Genomic DNA, 17,135 nt, shown 5'->3' with positions numbered 1-17,135 from the left:
GATCGCCCCATGACTGCCGTGTCCCGCCTTGTGCTGCTGCCGTTCCTCCAGAATTGGGATGGCGCAAATCTCTCGCTACGTCTGATGGTGACCCCCCAGACCGATCCGACCTCGGCCCCCGCACCGGGCCTGCCACCCTATGCGACAACGGATTTCGACGTTGTTGTTCGCACCATCGCGGACCCGACGGTGCTGCCGTCACCGGCCAGCGTCGCCACCGGCGAGACTGCGATCACGTTGCCCGCAATGCCTCAGGCCGAAACGCTGTTTCAATCACTGGCGTCCGAGCTCCCCATCGACAACTCCGTCACGCCTACCGACCCACGCACCGCCTCGATCCGGATCATGAAGTACGCGCCACCGCCCTATCGCGAGGCCACAGGCTATGGCCAAGGTGCCAATCCCTTCCTTCTGACCGATGACACGTATCGCTGCGCGCTCAAGGCCGTTCCGCCAGCAGGCACGTCCATCGCCGATACGGCACCACCGTTGTCGTGGGGCCAGGTTCTGGCCGGCGTACTTCGCCAGCCTTTACTTGCCGAAGCCGTAGGTCTCATTCGCGCAATCGACATCCCCCTTCCTGCAGACGTCGTCTCACAAGGGGGCTGGGTCTATGTCGATCTCGCCCCCGGCAGTCCGTGGCAGTCGCTTGCCGGCATTCCCGGAGCGCTGCGTCTCTACGCCGCGCGGCTGTCCCCGCTATCGGGGCCACGCCCGCTGTTCACGGCCGTACAGTTCCCCGTCACAGCAGCACCCATCCCAGGCTACGACGATATCTTCGCCGAGGCCGTACGTTATGACGACGGCTTCGCCAAAGAGGTCTATGGCGCGCAACCGGCCTGGGCCGACCCCTTCGACGAGGACGGTGAGGACGAAGCGGAGCGTCCCGCGACAGAACGCGGCCTGCTTGTCGGGTGCGACGACTCGCAACTAGTCACCTGGTTCAACCGTCAGATTAGCCCCGGTGCTGCGCCGTTGGATGCGCCGATGGGCGTACGCGGCTATCGCATCGATGCCCGGGAAACCGGCAATTCAGACTGGGTTCCTTTGACGATGGGGGAAACCGCTCTTGTTCTCGGCGGCAATGACCTTGGTAGTGTTCAGGCCAACTTCCCCGTCGAGGTCGGACCGAACAAGATCCTCGGCGATCCCACTGCCAACATGTGGCTTCCCTCGTACTTTGCTGCCTGGAACGGCCGGCCGCTTGTGGGGGTCGACCGCTTCGCCGACCGGCTGATGGGCGGCGACGATGAACCTGAACCTGTCATAGGCGTGCCCCCCGATATCCCGTTGCGCTATGGCACCACCTACGATCTGCGCATTCGACTTTGCGATCTTTCCGGCGGTGGCCCCGGCATCGAAACCGAGGCCCTGAACCCTGGCGCACAGCCTGTCTACACCGCAACGATGAAGCGCTACGTCCGGCCCGCTGGACTGCGTACGACGCCCGCCCTGCCTTCGGCAGCCGATCCCACCGACCCTCCAGCCTCGCTCACAGTTAGCAAACCCCGACTGCACTACCCCGCGTGCCTCGTGGCCGGCGGAACCGAGGCCGAGCTTGAGGCAGATATGCCCCAGGCCGCCGCCGAGCAGCGCGCACCTGGCCTTCCGGACCCAGATGTGGACATCCTCGAGATCTCGGTTGAAGTGCTGCGTCCAGACGTGAACCCGGAAGACGATGAGCCGGTCTACGAACAACTCTACACTATAGAGCGCGCCTTCGATGCCGATGGTCAGGCCCTGCTAGATCTCGAATACGTTGACACCGCCGACATCGGGACCATGGCAATCCCCACAGACGGCGCGATCACTATTCCGACTTCGCGCAATGTGCGGCTGAACCTGACCCCTATCTGCTCGGACAAACCCAACTACTTCGGTGCCGATGACGTGCGCCGCGGCGAAACTGCGCGGCGCTACCTACGCAGCCCGGCCCAGGACGAACGCGGCCTCATTAGCCTGCCACGCGGATGGGTGGCCGAGGGTTTCTACCTGCAACCTACGGAACCGGGAAGCCGGGCGCTTGTCAGAGCCAACCGTGCCGGAGGTCGTACCGGTCAGGGGGCCGAGAACCCGATCGCGCGGCTTGCCTCCGCGCTCGACCTCGATCATGTGGGCGCAAGCCTGCGCGCTCGCCCGGGACAGCGCTGCCTATTCGGACTGCACTCAAGTCTGAACGCAGTTATCGGTCCCGACGGCGGTTCAGTCCGCTTCGCAACCAAATCCGAAGTGACCAGCCAGTGGATCGTCGCGGTCATTGTCAACATCGAAAGGGACTGGACATGGGATGGGCTCAGTGGGTTGCGCATCGAGCGTGACGGCAACCAAGTGGGTCGCGTGAGCTGGCGGCAGTCCGCCCCCCACGAGGTCGCCCGTGCCGCCGCCAATGGAGAAACGACGCTGATCTTCCTCGATGCGATCGACCCCGAGCCCGCGGACGGCAGCTTCCCGCGTCCTTTGCAGTTAAAATACACCGCCATCCCCGAATACAAGGTTGACCCCGCACAAGAGGACGGTGCCGAAGAGGTCGATCTGACCTTGCCTGTCGCCCGGCCTCCGCGCCAGGTGCCCAAGATTGTCTCAGCAGGCATCGCATTATCACCTTACTTGCGCGACCCAGCGTATTCCCACTCCGAGGAACGAACCCGGCTGGTCTGGCTCGAGTTCGACCGACCGCCCGACGATCCGAATGATAGCCTGTTCGCGCGCATGCTCGCCACCAGTCCGGATCCGGTACTCACCGGGGATCTTACCGGCGATCCGACGCTGGGTAACACGCCCCTGCCCATCGACCTTGAACTGATCCGCACGATCATCCCCGAGCAGGCCGATGACCGCAGCGGACTGGGCGCGATGCAGAAGCTTTTGCCCACGAACAGTCCTCGGCACTTCATGCTACCGCTGCCCCAAGGGCTGCCGCCCGAAGCGCCCGAACTCTTCGGTTTCTTCCTTTACGAATTCCGCGTCGGTCACGCCGAGATGTGGAGTACTGCGCAAGGCAGATACGGGCGGCCCCTGCAAGTCGCAGGTATCCAGCACGCGCCGCCTCCGCTCACCTGCGGCGTCACCCGCTCGACCCAGCGGTTGACCGTCAGCGCCGAATTCGCCGACCCGGTCAAGAATGGTCGCTCCGTGCAACCTGTGGTGCCACGCACCGACCTTTGGGTGCTGCTTTACGTACAAGCGGTGCAAGCTGATGACGAAGACCGGCGCAACGTGCTTCTGGGTCGTCGCCAGCTTGCAGCTCCGCGCCGCCCGCGCCAGCCCTTCGATGACAGAAGCTTTGGATTTACCGCCACAACCGAGCCCGCCGGCCAGACAAGCTGGTCGGCCGCAGAGATCACGAGTCTTCTGGCCGACATAACGCTCGGCCCCGATGCACCGCTCAGCTGCCTCGTTGTCGAGACCCTGCCCGGCGAGGTGCCACACAAAGATCCGCTAGGTGCGCATCTTGGTTACGAACGCATTCTGCGCGCATCACCTCTGACGAAGGTGCCCGAGGTCTGCTAGGTCGAATTTATTCTGCCTACGGCTGATCGCAGGGTTTGGCGACGTGTACAGGGGTGCTGGTCGGATCGGTGACCTGCGGTAAGAGGACTGTTGCGTTAATTGGTTGAAGCTGGGTCAAGTGCAGCGCATGCGGCCGGACTATACGCGCTCGAACAGTTTGAGATGAAGCCGGTCTCTCCTCGAACACCGGTCTATTTGTGTCAAATGTGACCGCGCTTGTTGGTCCGGATCGTCTCTATCCCACTCAGTGTTGCCCTCACGGTTCGCAAGGCTCGAATGCTCTGACGGTACCTAAGTAGGCGCTTCATTGCGACATGGTCACTTTCGACCAAATTGTTCCGCCACTTTCGATCAATTTGCCTGTGCAGTCAAAATCCGGATCGTATCGGTGGTTGATTTCGCAGATGATACGCCGATAAGCGTAGGCCTTGGGAGCCTTAACGTCTCGCGAACCGAGAGCCGGAAAGCGGACCGTGGTTGGGCTCAGGACACATTGATTTTTGGTTTCAGCGTGATTCACGTTGCCGAAAACAAGCGGTTACCATGCCTGACCTTTTCTGGCTGAGCGACGAGCAGATGGCGCGCCTTGAGCCCTTCTTTCCTAAGTCTCATGGCAAGCCACGTGTAGATGATCGACGTGTTCAGAGTAGGATTATCTTCATCAATAGCAATGGGTTGCGCTGGCGCGATGCGCCAAGGAATACGGGTCGCACAAGACGCTATGCAATCGCGCTCGCGGCTCTCGTCATTTATTGGTTATGATGCCCGACCCTAACCGCACATTACCTAAATCAAAAATTCGAAATTTTTGACTTCCGATACTGGTCAGATGCAATCTAATCGCGTCTTTCAGACCATCCTCTCCGGAAAGAAGTTGGCGCCTCGCCGTAGCGTTTCTTGAATCGTACGGTCAGCTGAGTAGCGCTGCTAAAGCCAGTGGCTGCCGCAATTTCGGCGACCGACATCTCGGTTTCGCTGAGCAGTGCGTATGCCCTCGCGACGCGCAGTTCGATATAGAACTGGACGGGCGAGATTTCGACATACTTTTGAAAAAGACGTTCCAGCTGACGACGCGATATCTGCACAGCTTCCGCGATTTCAAAGATATCCAGCGGCTCTTCCAGGTTTTCATGCATGATCTGCATAGCATTGATCAGGTATTGATTGCGGCTGCCCAAGGCCACCGAGAAGGCCGATTTCTGAAGCGTTTTGCTATTGTTGGATCGAAAGTGGATGCACATGTCCGATACGATGACCGCCAGATCGTTTCCGAAATCGGATTCGATCATGTCCAGCATCATGTCGGTTGCGGCATTTCCACCACCACATGTCATAAGCTCGTTGTCAATCTCGTACAGGTTTGCCGATGGCTCCAAATCGACAAAACTTTCAATGAAAGCCGGGTGGTTTTCCCAGTGCAACGTAAACCTTTTTCCCGGCAGAACCCCGGCCTTAGCCAGGGCAAAAGCGCCGGTGCAAATTCCACCCAGATTGCAGCCAAAGGTTCTCTGTCTACTGATCCAGGACAGGACTTTGGGGTTCGTACTTTCGGCTGGTTCAATGCCTGAACAAACAAACAACCGCGAGGATCGCGGAAGATTGAGCAATGCAAAGTCCGGCGTAATTTCAATCCCGTTGGAACAGGAAACCGGTGTCCCGTCTTCGGTGATCAGAAACCACTTATAAAGCTCTTTGTTGGTGACCTGATTGGCGATCCTCAGTGGCTCTACCGCAGCACTAAAGGCCAGCATGGTCAGTTTCGGCAATAGCAAGAAGTAGATTTCTTTGGCCGACCCTTCATGGTCTATGCGATAGCTGGCCGCACCTTTTGGAACAAAGTTTCTCGGGTTCATTGTCTCTCCTCCCAGTATCGACCAAGGCGGATGAAGTGCACCAACACCTGTTGCGGTGTTGGTGCGGTACGGTCAGGCGCTCATCTGGGCAACAGGCTCACCGCTTTCCTCCCACGAGCGGATCTCATCTTCGCTCGCCTTTGGTGAGAAGAGCCCGGTCATGGCATAGATGATACCGATGACCGGTGACAGCCAGCAAGCAAATGCGAGCGGGATGTACAGCAGGTTCTCGAAGTTCCCGTCCGCGATCCCCAAACCAAGTGCCGTGATGACAAAGGCACCACCTGCATTCCATGGGATCAGAGGGGACACCAGCGTTCCGCCCTCCTCGACGGCGCGGGACAGGTTCAGCGGGGAATAGCCCATCGCGCGATAGACAGGCGCATACATTCGGCCCGGCAGTGCGATGGACAAGTATGGATCGCCTGCAACGGTATTGGTGGCGACAGACGTCATGATAGCGGAAATCTGTATGCCGGCGAACGACTTCACCTTCGATATGACGACTTTGATGATAGCCTGAAGGCAACCCACGCGTTCAAGCGCTCCGCCGAAACCCAGGGCCAGCAGCACCAGTGAGATGGTCCACATCATCGACTGAATACCCCCGCGGTTTAGCAAAGGGTCTATCTCCGGAACCCCGGTATCGATTGAATAGCCGCTGTTGGCAAAAGTGAACGTTTCATGAAGCCCGGCCCCCTGACAAAAGATTGCCATAACACCGCCCGCAACAGCCCCCGCAAACAGCGACGGGATCGGAGGTTGCTTCATGACAGCCAAAACGATGACCAGAACCGCCGGAAACAGCATGATCGGTGAAATCCAAAATGCGTCGTCCAGCGCGGTTGTGATCGCGTGAATACGATCAAACGAAACCTGCGACGTGTCGATCAGTGTGAAACCGACGACAAAGTAAATCACCAGCGCGATCAGCATCGAAGGAACTGTGGTCGGAAGCATGTTCCGAATGTGATCGAAAAGATTGGTCCCCGTCACGGCTGGGGCAAGGTTAGTTGTGTCCGACAAAGGCGAGATCTTGTCGCCGAAGAACGCGCCAGAGACCACCGCCCCTGCCGTCCAATACATTGGAATACCAAACCCGGCACCAATCCCCATCAGCGCCAAACCAACTGTACCGGTTGTTCCCCACGATGTGCCCAATGAAACAGAGACAATGGAGCAAAGGACCATTCCTGCAGCAAGGAAAAGCTCGGGCGACAATATCTTGAGACCGTAATAGATCAGCGTCGGGACGGTGCCGCTTGCGATCCACACGCCAATGATCATACCTACCGTGATCAGTATCGAGACCGACGGCAGGGATATATTAATGACGTGGAACACGCCTTCTTCGATGCTGGGCCATTTGTGACCCAACATAAGGCCAACGATGCCGGTGATCGCGATCCCGAAGGCCAAAGGGATGTGCGGGGTAAAATCGCCGAAATAGAATAGCTGCAGCCCAAGCACACACAGGGTCAGCACGATTGGCACAAGCGCCAGCACTAAGCCGGGTTGACGTATGTTGTCTTCATTCGCAGACATATGGGTCTCCTCCATTGGAATGATCCAGAAGCGGTATGATCTGCGGAAGAAACCAAGTTTAGCAGTGTGGGACCGTCGGTCAGAGCGCACATCCTATTAGAATTTGCGACACAGATGCGTCGGGGTTCGGCTTCTTCGGGTGAACTGAAGGCCGACCAACGCGATCAAGCGCAACAAATTGGCTCCAATTACTGCGCACTCCCAAGCCCCGAACGACAGCAGGCTGTACTACGGGTATTGGCAACAACCCTTGGCAGACGTCCGCCTCATTGATCGTTGCTGCGGTACGGCAGCCGTAATTTTGATTTTTTTTGCAAAGCAGGCTTGGAAGGTGGTTTTGCGGATAGCTTACAAACGTGACTTTGTCGTTTCATGTAAATGCGCCCTTCGAAATTCCGAAGGCGTCATCCCGGTTTGAGCGCGAAAGGCGCGGTTGAATGGTCCCAGTGAGGAAAACCCCACATCGTAAGCGATGCTCAGGACCGAGCGCTCTGCCAGCTCGGGCGATGATAACATGGATTGCGCCTCTTGAATGCGGAACGCGTTCACGAAGCTCGCAAAATTCCGGTGCCCCAAGCCTTGATTGATTGCGGACCTAATGCGGTGTTCCTGTGTCCCAAGATGTGCGGCCACTTGGGCAACGGTCAGCCTTTCGCTGCGCCACAGCCCCTCAGACATCGCGGCTTCAATACGCGTTATGAGCGCGGACTGCGCCGGGTTGGCTTGGTCATCCCGCTTTGGAGTGCTCGGTATCCAGATGTCTGGAACCACGCGAACCGACCACAGCAGGAACGCGCTTGCAGACAGGAAAAACGCACTTGCCTGTAGTGCAAATACCCAGACAGGAAGCGCTTTATCCAGATGGGTGATTTCAAATCCGGTAATGAGAATTCCCAAACTGAGGATCCAGATCAGAAACCAACGCCGAAACCGGCGACGGGCCTCGATCAGATCCCCTGCCTGACCTGAAACTACGATCCACAGGCCATGGAAAAAGAAGATCAGTACGCAGATACCGCGAATTGCACCAAGTTGCAGCTGTAGTTGAGAAAGCCATGCCAAACCCACTATCAACGCAGCGGTCAAGATCTGCCAAGGTCGAACAAAAAGGTCATCCAGGAACAGCTCAATCACGGCCCAATAGAGCAAGACAGGGATCACACCTGCGATCATCACAAGCACAATCCGAACCGGGCCGTCGGTTAGATCGATGCTTGGTGAGGACACAATCAAGTAGGGGCCAAAACTGAGGCACAGCAAGACTACTGCCATGCTTTTCCGCTGGAATCCCCCGTTTCTCATGAAGACAGCGGCGCATAACGCGAGTGTGCCGATGGCACTGCCGCGCAGGAAGATATCCAAAATCATTGGGTCTGACATAACAGGCGCAATCGAAGTCGGATTTACCCCGCCGGTCAACGGTATAGCCATACTGAAACTGAAAAATCCTCGCCGATTTTGCAAGAAACGGATCGGTTTTCAAATTCAGCGCGCTCTGATTTGCGTCGCCAGCCACTGTCCGCCACATGTCAATTCGCATTCGGAGCAGACAATGACTCAGTTAGCCACACTCTTATCCATCTACACGGATGTCTTCGGCGGAGACCTCTTACGGTATATTCTTGGCGCCGGCGGCACGTATCTATTGATCAATATCATGCTGGCACGGCGTCTTGGTGCGCAGAAAATTAGACCCTCTGCAGTGCCACAAGGTCAAATCCTGCGCGAGATTCTAACGAGCCTGCGCACAGTGCTTATCTTTACTGCCGCAGGGACATCCATCGCGCTTGGTGCGAGGGTAGGTGTCATCACAATCTACCAAGACATAGCCGCATATGGCTGGACCTATTTCGCGTTCAGTATCGCGGTGCTGATTATCCTTCATGATGCGTGGTTCTATTGGACGCACCGCGCCCTGCACTACCCGCCCCTGTTTCGCCGGTTTCACCGCTTGCATCACAAGTCACACCAACCGACTCCCTTCACCTCCTACAGCTTTGACGTTGGCGAGGCCGTGGTGAACGCCGTCTACTTGCCTTTCGTTCTTATCATTCTGCCAACACACCCTGTCGCGCTTTTCATCTTTGTGACCCATATGATGCTGCGCAATGCAATCGGGCACTGCGGGATCGAAATCTTCCCTGCCAATGCAAAAGGCAGGCCGGTCTTTGGCTGGCTCACGAGCGTTACTCATCACGATATGCACCATGCACATGCGGGCTATAACCACGGGCTCTATTTTTCGTGGTGGGATCGGTTCATGAAGACCGAGCATCCAAGATACTTGACCGAATTCGCCCGCGTCGCGCCGCGATTGCGCATCCGAATGGTCAAAACAGCTCTTTTGGTGATTGCGGTTATCGTGGGTATGTTGGCCACCCAAGGACATGCCTTTGACCTAAAAGGCCACTACGCGTCCCCCGGACTCGGCGTGATCGTCGCGTTTGAAGATTGCACATCGAATAAAGCAATAAAGTGTGGACGTCTTGTTTGGGTTTGGAACAAGGACGACACGCCCCATGCGCAGGTTGGTGATATGATCCTGACCGAATTGGTCTTTGACGGCACGGTATGGAAAAGCGCGCTACGCGATCCAGAAACTGGACGGACATATCGTGGATCCATCCAGCAATCGGCCAAGCATCAGTTGACACTTAAAGGCTGCGCCGGGGTATTCTGTGCATATCAAACCTGGCATTCGACCGAGTACCTCAGAACTGTGCTCAGGCGTCATGGAAATTAGGTACAAGGCCATCCCCAAAGATGGCCCATTCCGGACCTTCACACTGCCTTAACGATTCTACGCTCGCAGTTCGCTTACCGGTCATTCGCTGCAGTCGCGAAGACACAGCCCAGTGTGGATGTTTGGGTCGTTAAGGTCGTTCTGCCGGACCACCCTGATACGCTTGTTTTCTCCGCAACCGGACCTCGCGGTCACCAGCTGCTTGATCAAGAATCCAGTCAATCCCGCGCAGAAAGTCATCTGTTGTCAGGGGATTGTTTTCTCCGCTGGAGGCAGAGAGTACAAACCCATGTGCATAGTCTATTAGCACGTGAACAAGGACGTCGCCGCCATCGCTGTTTTCAAGCTGGTCCGTGCTGGCCTTTAATTCCCCGGACACGTTTATGAGATCCGCGCTCATCAGCGTCACATCCTCAAGGATCGCGCGCAGAAGGTTGGCGTTCTTCAAGGCGTATCCATAGTAGGTCATCATGATGCTTTGGGCGCGTTCAACCGGAGTATCTCCGTCCACGCCATCCAGAACGCCGGCGAAAGCATTTTCCACCAGACCGGATAAAAGCTGTCTCTTGGTGCCAGCGTGATAGGTCACCGCCATCGGGGTGACCCCAAGCTGATTGGCGAGCATGCGAAACGATAGCGCGTCAACGCCTTTGCTTTGGACAATCGGCAATGCAGTTTTCAGGATCAGCTGTTTCGAAAGGCGCTGCTCAGCCTTTGGCGGCCGCCCTGGTGGGGAAGTTTTCGTCATCCGATTTTCAATCTGTAATCGAGATCCACCAGACCGGAGGGAAAGCTGCTAACCGACACCAGTTCCAGATCAACGTCACCTTGTGTCTCGCCGAATATCCGAATGCCTTCCCCGATTAGGATGGGAATCAAGGTGATCCGCATGTCTTCAATCAGCCCGGCTTTGAGGAAAGAGCGAACGATTGCTCCGCCATCCACATAAACTCGGCTGAAACCACGCGCGTCAAAGCTCTGCATCAATTCGGTTGGAGATTTGTCTGAAACCTCAACCTTGTCGCGCAGGTCACTAGGGATGTCGTCGGCTGTCATCGAACGACTGAGAACCACCACCGGTTTCGTGTATGGCCACGCTCCAAACCCCCTAACCGTCCGGTATGATCCCGATCCCATTACGATCACGTCGACACTGTCTTGAAAGGCTGTGAACCCGTGGTCTTCATCCTTGGTGGGTTGCTTATCCAACCAATCCAGCCTGTGATCCGGCCTTGCAACAAAGCCGTCTAGACTCATTGCCATCATAATATGTCCTGTGGGCATCGTCTGGATCTTCCTCATATTATTTATATGCCGTATAATATTTTTCTTGACGCCGCTCAAGGGGGAGTACCATCAGGCCTGGCTCTGAACCCAATCCGAGAATGCCCGCACTGCGCCAATTGGGGCGGTTCTGTGCGGCTGAACTAAGAAATACCCGTATTCAGGCAGAACGGTTTCCGACAATCTAAACAGCCTTTCTGCATTCAAATCGTCCCCAACCAAGTCATCCATCAAAGCGATGCCCTGTCCGTCGATGACGGCTTGCACCCGGACATTCGGGTCAGGAACGATCAGCACATCTCGCCTTGATTGCCGAGGAAGCTTTGCGACGTTCAGCCAATCTGACCAGGCGCTGCTGTCATCGCGATCTCTCAGCAACGTAAGTTGCGACATTGCGCCTTCTATTCCCAACTCATTCACCAGGTCGGCCGCCGCCCGATTACCTACTGGATAGGGCCGTAAGTGCATGAACGGTGTAACGGTACCGTCACTCCAATTCCCGTTGCCCCACCTGATTGCCAAGTCCACTTCCTGCATCTCTGCATGCGAAAACTCGACCATCGGCTGAATGCGAAGCTGCACGTCCGGGTGGCTTTGCATGAATGACATCAGGCGTGGCGACAGCCAACGCGCAGCGAAATAGGTCGAGACACCAACAGTCAAAGAGCGCGATGAAATCCCTTTCAACGCCTGAATTTCGGTTTCGATCTCTTCGTATCGGGTCTGGCAGATTGCGAGCAGTTTCAGTCCTTCACCGGTGAGTGTGACACCCCGCGTTGTGCGCTGAAACAAGGCCATCCCCAGATCGGCCTCAAGCGTTTTGATCTGATAACTGATCGCACCCTTTGTCATATTGAGCGCCGACGCCGCCGTCGAAAAGCTGGAATAACGGGCGATCTCAGCAAATAGCCTAAGCAAGTCGTGGTGATGAAAGCGGGCAGCCATGAGTATAGCGTACAAATTTTCTAAACACTGAGAAAAGAAATTTTCGATTTTCAACATAATTTTTTAAGCCCAAAATTTGCACCTAGTTGCGCGAAACGAACAAATGACGTTGGACCCTTTGAACGCTGTAGCAGACACATCAACACTGACGGGGCACCGCAGACGCGTGCGCCGACGCCGCTTGGCCCGTGACAATGAGCCCTCTGAGGGCACGCCGTTCTCGGGGCGCAAAATACCTGCATACGATCTTCTGAGCGAAACGGCACTGACCCGGATCGAAGATCAAGCCGATTGGATTTTGAACAATATTGGTGTCGAGTTCCGAGGAGATCGTACAGCGCTGGATCACTTCGCCCAAACTGGTGCACGCATCGATGGCGAACGTGTACGGTTTGAACCGGGTCACATCCGCGCGCTTTGCGCTACCGCCCCTAGTGAATTTCAGTTGCATGGCCGAGACCCGGCCAAAACAGTGACACTTGGCGGCGACAATGTTGTGCTGATGCCGGGATACGGCTCTCCGTTTGTCAGCGATCTGGCGAATGGCCGCCGCTATGCGACGCTGGAGGACTTCCGCAATTTCGTCAAACTGACCTACACTGCGCCTGCCTTGCACCATTCCGGCGGCACGGTGGTCGAGCCGACAGATGTACCGGTGAACAAACGACATCTGGACATGATGCTGGCGCATCTGACGCTGTCGTCCAAACCCTTTATGGGATCTGTCACAGCTCCCGATCGTGCGCGGGATAGTATCGAGGTGGCTCGCTTAGTCTTTGGGCGCGACTTCATGAAGTGTCACGCGGTGATGCAGGCAAATATCAACGTCAATTCGCCGCTGGTTTATGATGATACCATGTCGTCGGCTCTGCGTATCTATGCGGAGGCAGGCCAATGTGTCTGCGTCTCCCCAGCGATTTTCGCGGGTGCCATGGGGCCGCTTTCGCCGGCGGCGGTAGCGGCGCAAACTCTGGCCGAAGCGATGGTTGGCATTGCGCTTGCGCAACTGGTGCGCCCTGGTTGTCCGGTGGTCTTCGGCTCGTTCCACTCCACAATGAACTTGCGTACGGGCGCTCTGACCTTTGGATCGCCCGAGGCGAACATGACCACGATGGCGCTTACTCAATTGGGACGAAGGCTTGGCGTGCCTGTGCGGTCCGGCGGCGGACAGATCACCGCCTCCAATGCGCCCGACGGGCACGCGATGCAGGACAGCACCGGTGCAATGTGGTCCACGCTTTTGTCCGGGGCTCATCAGGTTTGGCACGCAGCGGGCTGGCTCGAAGGTGGGCTTGTGATGTCCTACGAGAAATTCATCATGGATCTCGACCACTGTGGCGCGATGCTGAAACTGTTGCAGGGCTTCAAAACGGATGACGAGGCCTTTGGTCGTGATGCCTATTTCGAAGCAGGCCCGGGCGAAAATTTCCTGTCGACCAGTCACACGCTACGGCACTATGCGACGGCGAATTTTGAGCCACAGATTTCTGACGCCGGACCCTTCGAAACCTGGTCCGAAAATGGTGCTCTTACAACAGATCAACGTGCCACTGGGCGGTGGCGTCAGATGTTGAACGACTATCAATGCCCCGAAATGGAACCCGAAATCCAAGCCGCGCTTGAAGACTTCGTGTCAGATCGCAAAGCACGAATGCCGGACGAATGGTACTAGAGAGAGGAACCCCCATGGCCGAAGAACTTAGCCGCACATCCGCGCTTGCATCCCGCCACACCGCGCTTGGATCGGGGCTTGAGGATTGGAATGGTATGGGCACCGCCTGGACCTACCGCACCGACCCCAACGATGAACACGATGCGGTTCGCGAACGCGCGGGAATGTTTGACATGTCGCCTCTGAAAAAGGTGTTCGTGCGCGGTCCTGACGCCCAAGCGGTTCTTGATCACCTTACCACACGCGATCTTTCCAAGGTCACACCGGGAAAGGCGGCTTACCTGTGCGTTCTGACAGATGAGGGCGGGATCGCCGACGATGCCATAGTGTCCAACAACAGCGGTGACGAATGGATGATCGTGCATGGCTCGGGCAACACGATGGCGCTCCTGGAGAATTCGGCGGCAGGGCGGAACGTGCAGATCGAATTTACCGATGACTTGCATGACCTGTCCGTGCAGGGGCCAGCCTCGCTGGATATCCTCAATGCTCATATCAACATCGATCTCGCCAAACTGGGCTACTTTGAACATGCGCCTGCTGTGCTCTTTGGTCATCCCTGCCGCATTTCGCGTACCGGATATTCCGGCGAACGCGGCTACGAGATTTTTGCCGATGGCTCTGTGATCACCGACATTTGGGACAAACTGGCGGAGGCAGGCGTCATGCCCTGCTCCTTTACAGCACTCGACAAGGTGCGGATCGAGGCGGGGCTGCTATTCTACGGATATGACATGACCGAAGTCAACACGCCCTGGGAGGTCGGCCTTGGCTTTACTGTCAACAAATCCAAGGGCGATTTTCGCGGCAAATCGGCCGTCATGACTGCAAAAGGTTCCGAAAAGGTCAATAACTTCTGCCTGGATATCGATCATTCTGACATGGTCGATGGCGGAGAAACCCTGTTATTGAATGGCGCGGCGGTGGGCGTCATCAACAGCCCCTGCTTCTCGCACCGTTTGGGCAAATCGCTCGCCCTTGCGCATGTTCAGCCTGAGCTTACCATCGGAACCACGCTAAAGGTTTCAGGAAATGACTTCGCGACAAACGCAACAATTGTGTCCAGCCCGATTTACGACCCCGAAAAAGCTCGCACACATAGTTAGGGAGGTCTTGGCAGGCAGCGAGGGTTGCGTCAACGTCGGGTTATCCTCCTGAGTGGGCATGACGGATTGGAGGATCAGTTAAGGAAACACCAAACTTACCGGCCATTCGCGCACTTCGCCCAGCCTGGAACAAAGGCCGTGTCGTGGGTCAGAAGCACCCCTTGAAAACAAAACATGTCTGGGCGATCCGAGTGCGCCTCGAGCTTGCCGAAAACCATCGCGATCTTGCGCTCTTCAACATGGCAACCGACAGTAAGCTCCGCGGCTGCAATCTGGTAAAAATAAAATGACAGATGTCATGTCATCGGGTCAGATCAAGGAACGGGCTTCAGTACTTCGAAGCAAGACGCAGAAACCTGTGCGCTTCGAAATATCCAAGGGCACCCGCGCCTCTATTGAGAAATGGGTGGTAGACGAACTCATGGTCGAGTCAGAGTACCTGTGGCCCGGCCGATTCACACTTTGCAGAAAATGTACCAATTCCTCGATTGCGCCAATGGCCGCTTTCAAAAATTGATCGGTTCGAAAGCCTAGGTTCGTGTCGGGGCTGCGACGTTTGGTTTTATACCTGCAGCCCTATTGGACAGATTCGGGAACGCGGTCCTGTCTTGGGGAACGTCCGAATTTGCGGACATACTCTCTTGAGAATTGAGCCGAGCTTTCATATCCAACCCCGTAGGCAATCTCTGAGACTTTTGAGCCGGTGGTTTGAAGCTCATTCCGGGCTTGGAGCAAACGCAAGTCTTTCTGGTATTGCAGCGGCGAGGTTCCCGTAACAGCCTTGAATTGTTCGAAGAATGCCGAAGTGCTCATACCCACGCGCCCTGCAAGTTCTCCAACGACTAGGGATTTAGCTAAATCTGACCGGATTTCGTGTGTAGCTGCGAAAATCCGGCTTGCCGTGTTTTCGTGCCACGCCAGTTTTCGGAGCGTGCCACCATGTCGCCCAGTCAGCAGGCGGGCATGGATTTCCCGCACCGTGATCGGAGCGAGCATGTGACGTGTCTCTTCGGTTTCGCACTGGCGAAAATATCGCAATAGGGCGCTTTTCATTTCGTGATCGGTTTCAGCGAGGCAGATCGAAAATGGATCCGACACTTGATAGGTAGACGACCGCGGCCCTGACGAGGCCAGGACGCGCAAGAGTTCCAGATCGAGGGGGAACACGAGCGCGACGTAGGGACGTTCGGGTGTGGCCTTTGTGATCCTTGAGACAACCGGCAGCGCGTTACTGACGATCAGCGACTGCCCGGCCCGAACAGTGAGTGTTCTGTTACTGGTTCCTACCTCTTTGGCGCCTTGTAGGACCGCGCACAACAGCGGGCGGTAGACATTGGCGTCGTTTAGGGTGGTCGACGGGTGAATGAGAAAAACCGTCTCGCTTTCCTTCTGTGTCAGTACGCCCTGCGCGACGCCCGCGCGGTCAAGCAGTGCCAGAACATAGTCCAATAGTGTCTGAGATCCCATATACGCCTCCAGTGGTTGCTCTTATCGATAGCACGGAGGTGGGAAAACCTTTACAGAAGATCTCCACTTCTGGAGCATTGTGCAAGAAAACTGGATAATACTTAAAGACCCATCCGTGCCTAAATACTATTATGTGTTTCGTAACTTGCGGAGCAAAAACATGAAAACCATTCTGATCACCGGGGCCTCATCCGGAATTGGCGCGGCAACCGCCCGACATTTCCAAGCGAAGGGTTGGAATGTCGTCGCCACGATGCGCAACCCTGCAGGCAGCACGGATCTTGGGGCTTTGGATAGCGTGCATCTGGCCCAACTGGATGTGACGGATGCGGACTCAATTGCAACGGCCGTGCGAGATGGCATCGAACGGTTTGGACAGATTGATGTTTTGCTGAACAATGCGGGCTATGGCGCATATGGTGCGTTAGAGGCCTTCACAATGGACCGCATCCGGCGTCAGTTCGACACCAACGTGCTCGGGTTGATGGAAGTGACCAAAGCGGTTCTGCCTCATTTCCGCCAGAACCGGTCCGGCACAGTCATCAACATCTCCTCCATCGGCGGACAGATCGCATTTCCACTCGGCGCGCTCTATCATGGCACCAAGTTCGCAGTAGAGGGGCTTTCTGAAGCACTGCACTACGAGATGGAACCCCTTGGCATTCGGGTCCGTATCGTCCAACCTGGAATGATACGGACTAACTTTGGCGGCAGCTCTTTCGATTTCGCAATGGATGAGAACCTGCCGGACTATGCACCAATGGGCGAAGCCATGAGGCGCCTGTTCGGCAAACTGGCCGCGAACCCTTCAGCACCAGAAACTGTCGCGCAGGTCATTTGGGATGCGGCAACCGAGACCCGAAACCGCCTGCGTTTTCGCGCAGGGCCTGATGCTGAAGAACTGCTTGATGCGCGCAAACAACAGAATGACGAAACGTTCATCGGCGATCTCAAGCAAAAGATGGCGCCTTGAAGGGCCGTTCAGTCATTCATAGGAAAAGAGGATGATC

General features: G+C 56.3%; 12 protein-coding genes and 3 pseudogenes. 7 read left to right on the top strand and 8 right to left on the bottom strand.

Annotated elements, in window-relative coordinates; all coding sequences use genetic code 11:
- Positions 1 to 9 precede the first annotated feature (9 nt).
- A complete protein-coding gene (locus AC2FFH_RS09415) occupies positions 10 to 3,510 on the top strand; it encodes a hypothetical protein (protein ID WP_496844277.1) in 3,501 nt (1,166 codons plus the stop codon).
- 203 nt (positions 3,511 to 3,713) lie between these two features.
- Here AC2FFH_RS09415 and AC2FFH_RS09410 read toward each other — a convergent pair.
- Positions 3,714 to 3,940, bottom strand: a pseudogene (locus tag AC2FFH_RS09410) (DDE-type integrase/transposase/recombinase); the annotation flags it as partial.
- A gap of 113 nt (positions 3,941 to 4,053) precedes the next feature.
- On the opposite strand from AC2FFH_RS09410, the pseudogene AC2FFH_RS09405 reads away from it, so the two are divergent.
- A pseudogene (locus AC2FFH_RS09405) lies at positions 4,054 to 4,241 on the top strand (transposase); the annotation flags it as partial.
- Positions 4,242 to 4,346: 105 nt separating this feature from the next.
- Here AC2FFH_RS09405 and AC2FFH_RS09400 read toward each other — a convergent pair.
- From AC2FFH_RS09400 to AC2FFH_RS09390, 3 genes are all read right to left on the bottom strand, one after another.
- Positions 4,347 to 5,363, bottom strand: a complete 1,017-nt coding sequence (locus tag AC2FFH_RS09400; protein WP_496844276.1) for a GlxA family transcriptional regulator — start codon at positions 5,361 to 5,363, stop codon at positions 4,347 to 4,349.
- 72 nt (positions 5,364 to 5,435) lie between these two features.
- Positions 5,436 to 6,908 (bottom strand): Na+/H+ antiporter NhaC, encoded by a 1,473-nt coding sequence (gene nhaC, locus AC2FFH_RS09395; RefSeq protein WP_496844274.1) that lies wholly within the window; start codon positions 6,906 to 6,908, stop codon positions 5,436 to 5,438.
- A 348-nt stretch (positions 6,909 to 7,256) separates the two neighbouring features.
- Positions 7,257 to 8,339 (bottom strand): helix-turn-helix domain-containing protein, encoded by a 1,083-nt coding sequence (locus AC2FFH_RS09390; protein WP_496844273.1) that lies wholly within the window; start codon positions 8,337 to 8,339, stop codon positions 7,257 to 7,259.
- Positions 8,340 to 8,460: 121 nt separating this feature from the next.
- On the opposite strand from AC2FFH_RS09390, the gene AC2FFH_RS09385 reads away from it, so the two are divergent.
- The gene (locus AC2FFH_RS09385; protein ID WP_496766150.1) at positions 8,461 to 9,651 is read left to right on the top strand and encodes a sterol desaturase family protein; all 1,191 of its coding nucleotides are present in this window, start codon (positions 8,461 to 8,463) and stop codon (positions 9,649 to 9,651) included.
- Positions 9,652 to 9,781: 130 nt separating this feature from the next.
- Here AC2FFH_RS09385 and AC2FFH_RS09380 read toward each other — a convergent pair whose 3' ends face one another.
- From AC2FFH_RS09380 to AC2FFH_RS09370, 3 genes are all read right to left on the bottom strand, one after another.
- Complete coding sequence (locus AC2FFH_RS09380) at positions 9,782 to 10,399, bottom strand: TetR/AcrR family transcriptional regulator (RefSeq protein ID WP_496844272.1); 618 nt, start codon at positions 10,397 to 10,399, stop codon at positions 9,782 to 9,784.
- Complete coding sequence (locus AC2FFH_RS09375; protein WP_496766144.1) at positions 10,396 to 10,914, bottom strand: dihydrofolate reductase family protein; 519 nt, start codon at positions 10,912 to 10,914, stop codon at positions 10,396 to 10,398. The genes AC2FFH_RS09380 and AC2FFH_RS09375 overlap by 4 nt, the downstream gene beginning before the upstream one ends.
- Before the next feature lie 93 nt (positions 10,915 to 11,007).
- Positions 11,008 to 11,880 carry a LysR substrate-binding domain-containing protein gene (locus AC2FFH_RS09370; protein ID WP_496766142.1) on the bottom strand — a complete coding sequence of 291 codons (873 nt, stop codon included), beginning with the start codon at positions 11,878 to 11,880 and terminating at the stop codon, positions 11,008 to 11,010.
- Positions 11,881 to 11,983: 103 nt separating this feature from the next.
- On the opposite strand from AC2FFH_RS09370, the gene AC2FFH_RS09365 reads away from it, so the two are divergent.
- From AC2FFH_RS09365 to AC2FFH_RS09355, 3 genes and pseudogenes are all read left to right on the top strand, one after another.
- Entirely contained in the window at positions 11,984 to 13,552 is a 1,569-nt protein-coding gene (locus AC2FFH_RS09365) for a trimethylamine methyltransferase family protein (RefSeq protein ID WP_496844271.1), read from the top strand.
- 14 nt (positions 13,553 to 13,566) lie between these two features.
- The gene (locus AC2FFH_RS09360) at positions 13,567 to 14,658 is read left to right on the top strand and encodes an aminomethyl transferase family protein (RefSeq protein ID WP_496844270.1); all 1,092 of its coding nucleotides are present in this window, start codon (positions 13,567 to 13,569) and stop codon (positions 14,656 to 14,658) included.
- 65 nt (positions 14,659 to 14,723) lie between these two features.
- A pseudogene (locus tag AC2FFH_RS09355) lies at positions 14,724 to 15,115 on the top strand (site-specific integrase); the annotation flags it as partial.
- Positions 15,116 to 15,234: 119 nt separating this feature from the next.
- Here AC2FFH_RS09355 and AC2FFH_RS09350 read toward each other — a convergent pair.
- Positions 15,235 to 16,125 (bottom strand): AraC family transcriptional regulator, encoded by an 891-nt coding sequence (locus tag AC2FFH_RS09350; protein WP_496766134.1) that lies wholly within the window; start codon positions 16,123 to 16,125, stop codon positions 15,235 to 15,237.
- 160 nt (positions 16,126 to 16,285) lie between these two features.
- On the opposite strand from AC2FFH_RS09350, the gene AC2FFH_RS09345 reads away from it, so the two are divergent.
- Positions 16,286 to 17,098 carry an SDR family oxidoreductase gene (locus tag AC2FFH_RS09345; RefSeq protein ID WP_496844269.1) on the top strand — a complete coding sequence of 271 codons (813 nt, stop codon included), beginning with the start codon at positions 16,286 to 16,288 and terminating at the stop codon, positions 17,096 to 17,098.
- Positions 17,099 to 17,135 lie beyond the last annotated feature (37 nt).

It is taken from the genome of Ruegeria sp. YTSC003, assembly GCF_059609785.1.
This window is presented reverse-complemented; position numbering and strand designations above follow the sequence as displayed.

Excerpts from the sequence above, each read along its gene's own strand:
- AC2FFH_RS09415 (WP_496844277.1), top strand. The coding sequence starts at position 10 with ATGACTGCCGTGTCCCGCCTTGTGCTGCTGCCGTTCCTCCAGAATTGG.
- AC2FFH_RS09400 (WP_496844276.1), bottom strand. The coding sequence starts at position 5,363 with ATGAACCCGAGAAACTTTGTTCCAAAAGGTGCGGCCAGCTATCGCATA.
- nhaC (WP_496844274.1), bottom strand. The coding sequence starts at position 6,908 with ATGTCTGCGAATGAAGACAACATACGTCAACCCGGCTTAGTGCTGGCG.
- AC2FFH_RS09390 (WP_496844273.1), bottom strand. The coding sequence starts at position 8,339 with ATGGCTATACCGTTGACCGGCGGGGTAAATCCGACTTCGATTGCGCCT.
- AC2FFH_RS09385 (WP_496766150.1), top strand. The coding sequence starts at position 8,461 with ATGACTCAGTTAGCCACACTCTTATCCATCTACACGGATGTCTTCGGC.
- AC2FFH_RS09380 (WP_496844272.1), bottom strand. The coding sequence starts at position 10,399 with ATGACGAAAACTTCCCCACCAGGGCGGCCGCCAAAGGCTGAGCAGCGC.
- AC2FFH_RS09375 (WP_496766144.1), bottom strand. The coding sequence starts at position 10,914 with ATGGCAATGAGTCTAGACGGCTTTGTTGCAAGGCCGGATCACAGGCTG.
- AC2FFH_RS09370 (WP_496766142.1), bottom strand. The coding sequence starts at position 11,880 with ATGGCTGCCCGCTTTCATCACCACGACTTGCTTAGGCTATTTGCTGAG.
- AC2FFH_RS09365 (WP_496844271.1), top strand. The coding sequence starts at position 11,984 with ATGACGTTGGACCCTTTGAACGCTGTAGCAGACACATCAACACTGACG.
- AC2FFH_RS09360 (WP_496844270.1), top strand. The coding sequence starts at position 13,567 with ATGGCCGAAGAACTTAGCCGCACATCCGCGCTTGCATCCCGCCACACC.
- AC2FFH_RS09350 (WP_496766134.1), bottom strand. The coding sequence starts at position 16,125 with ATGGGATCTCAGACACTATTGGACTATGTTCTGGCACTGCTTGACCGC.
- AC2FFH_RS09345 (WP_496844269.1), top strand. The coding sequence starts at position 16,286 with ATGAAAACCATTCTGATCACCGGGGCCTCATCCGGAATTGGCGCGGCA.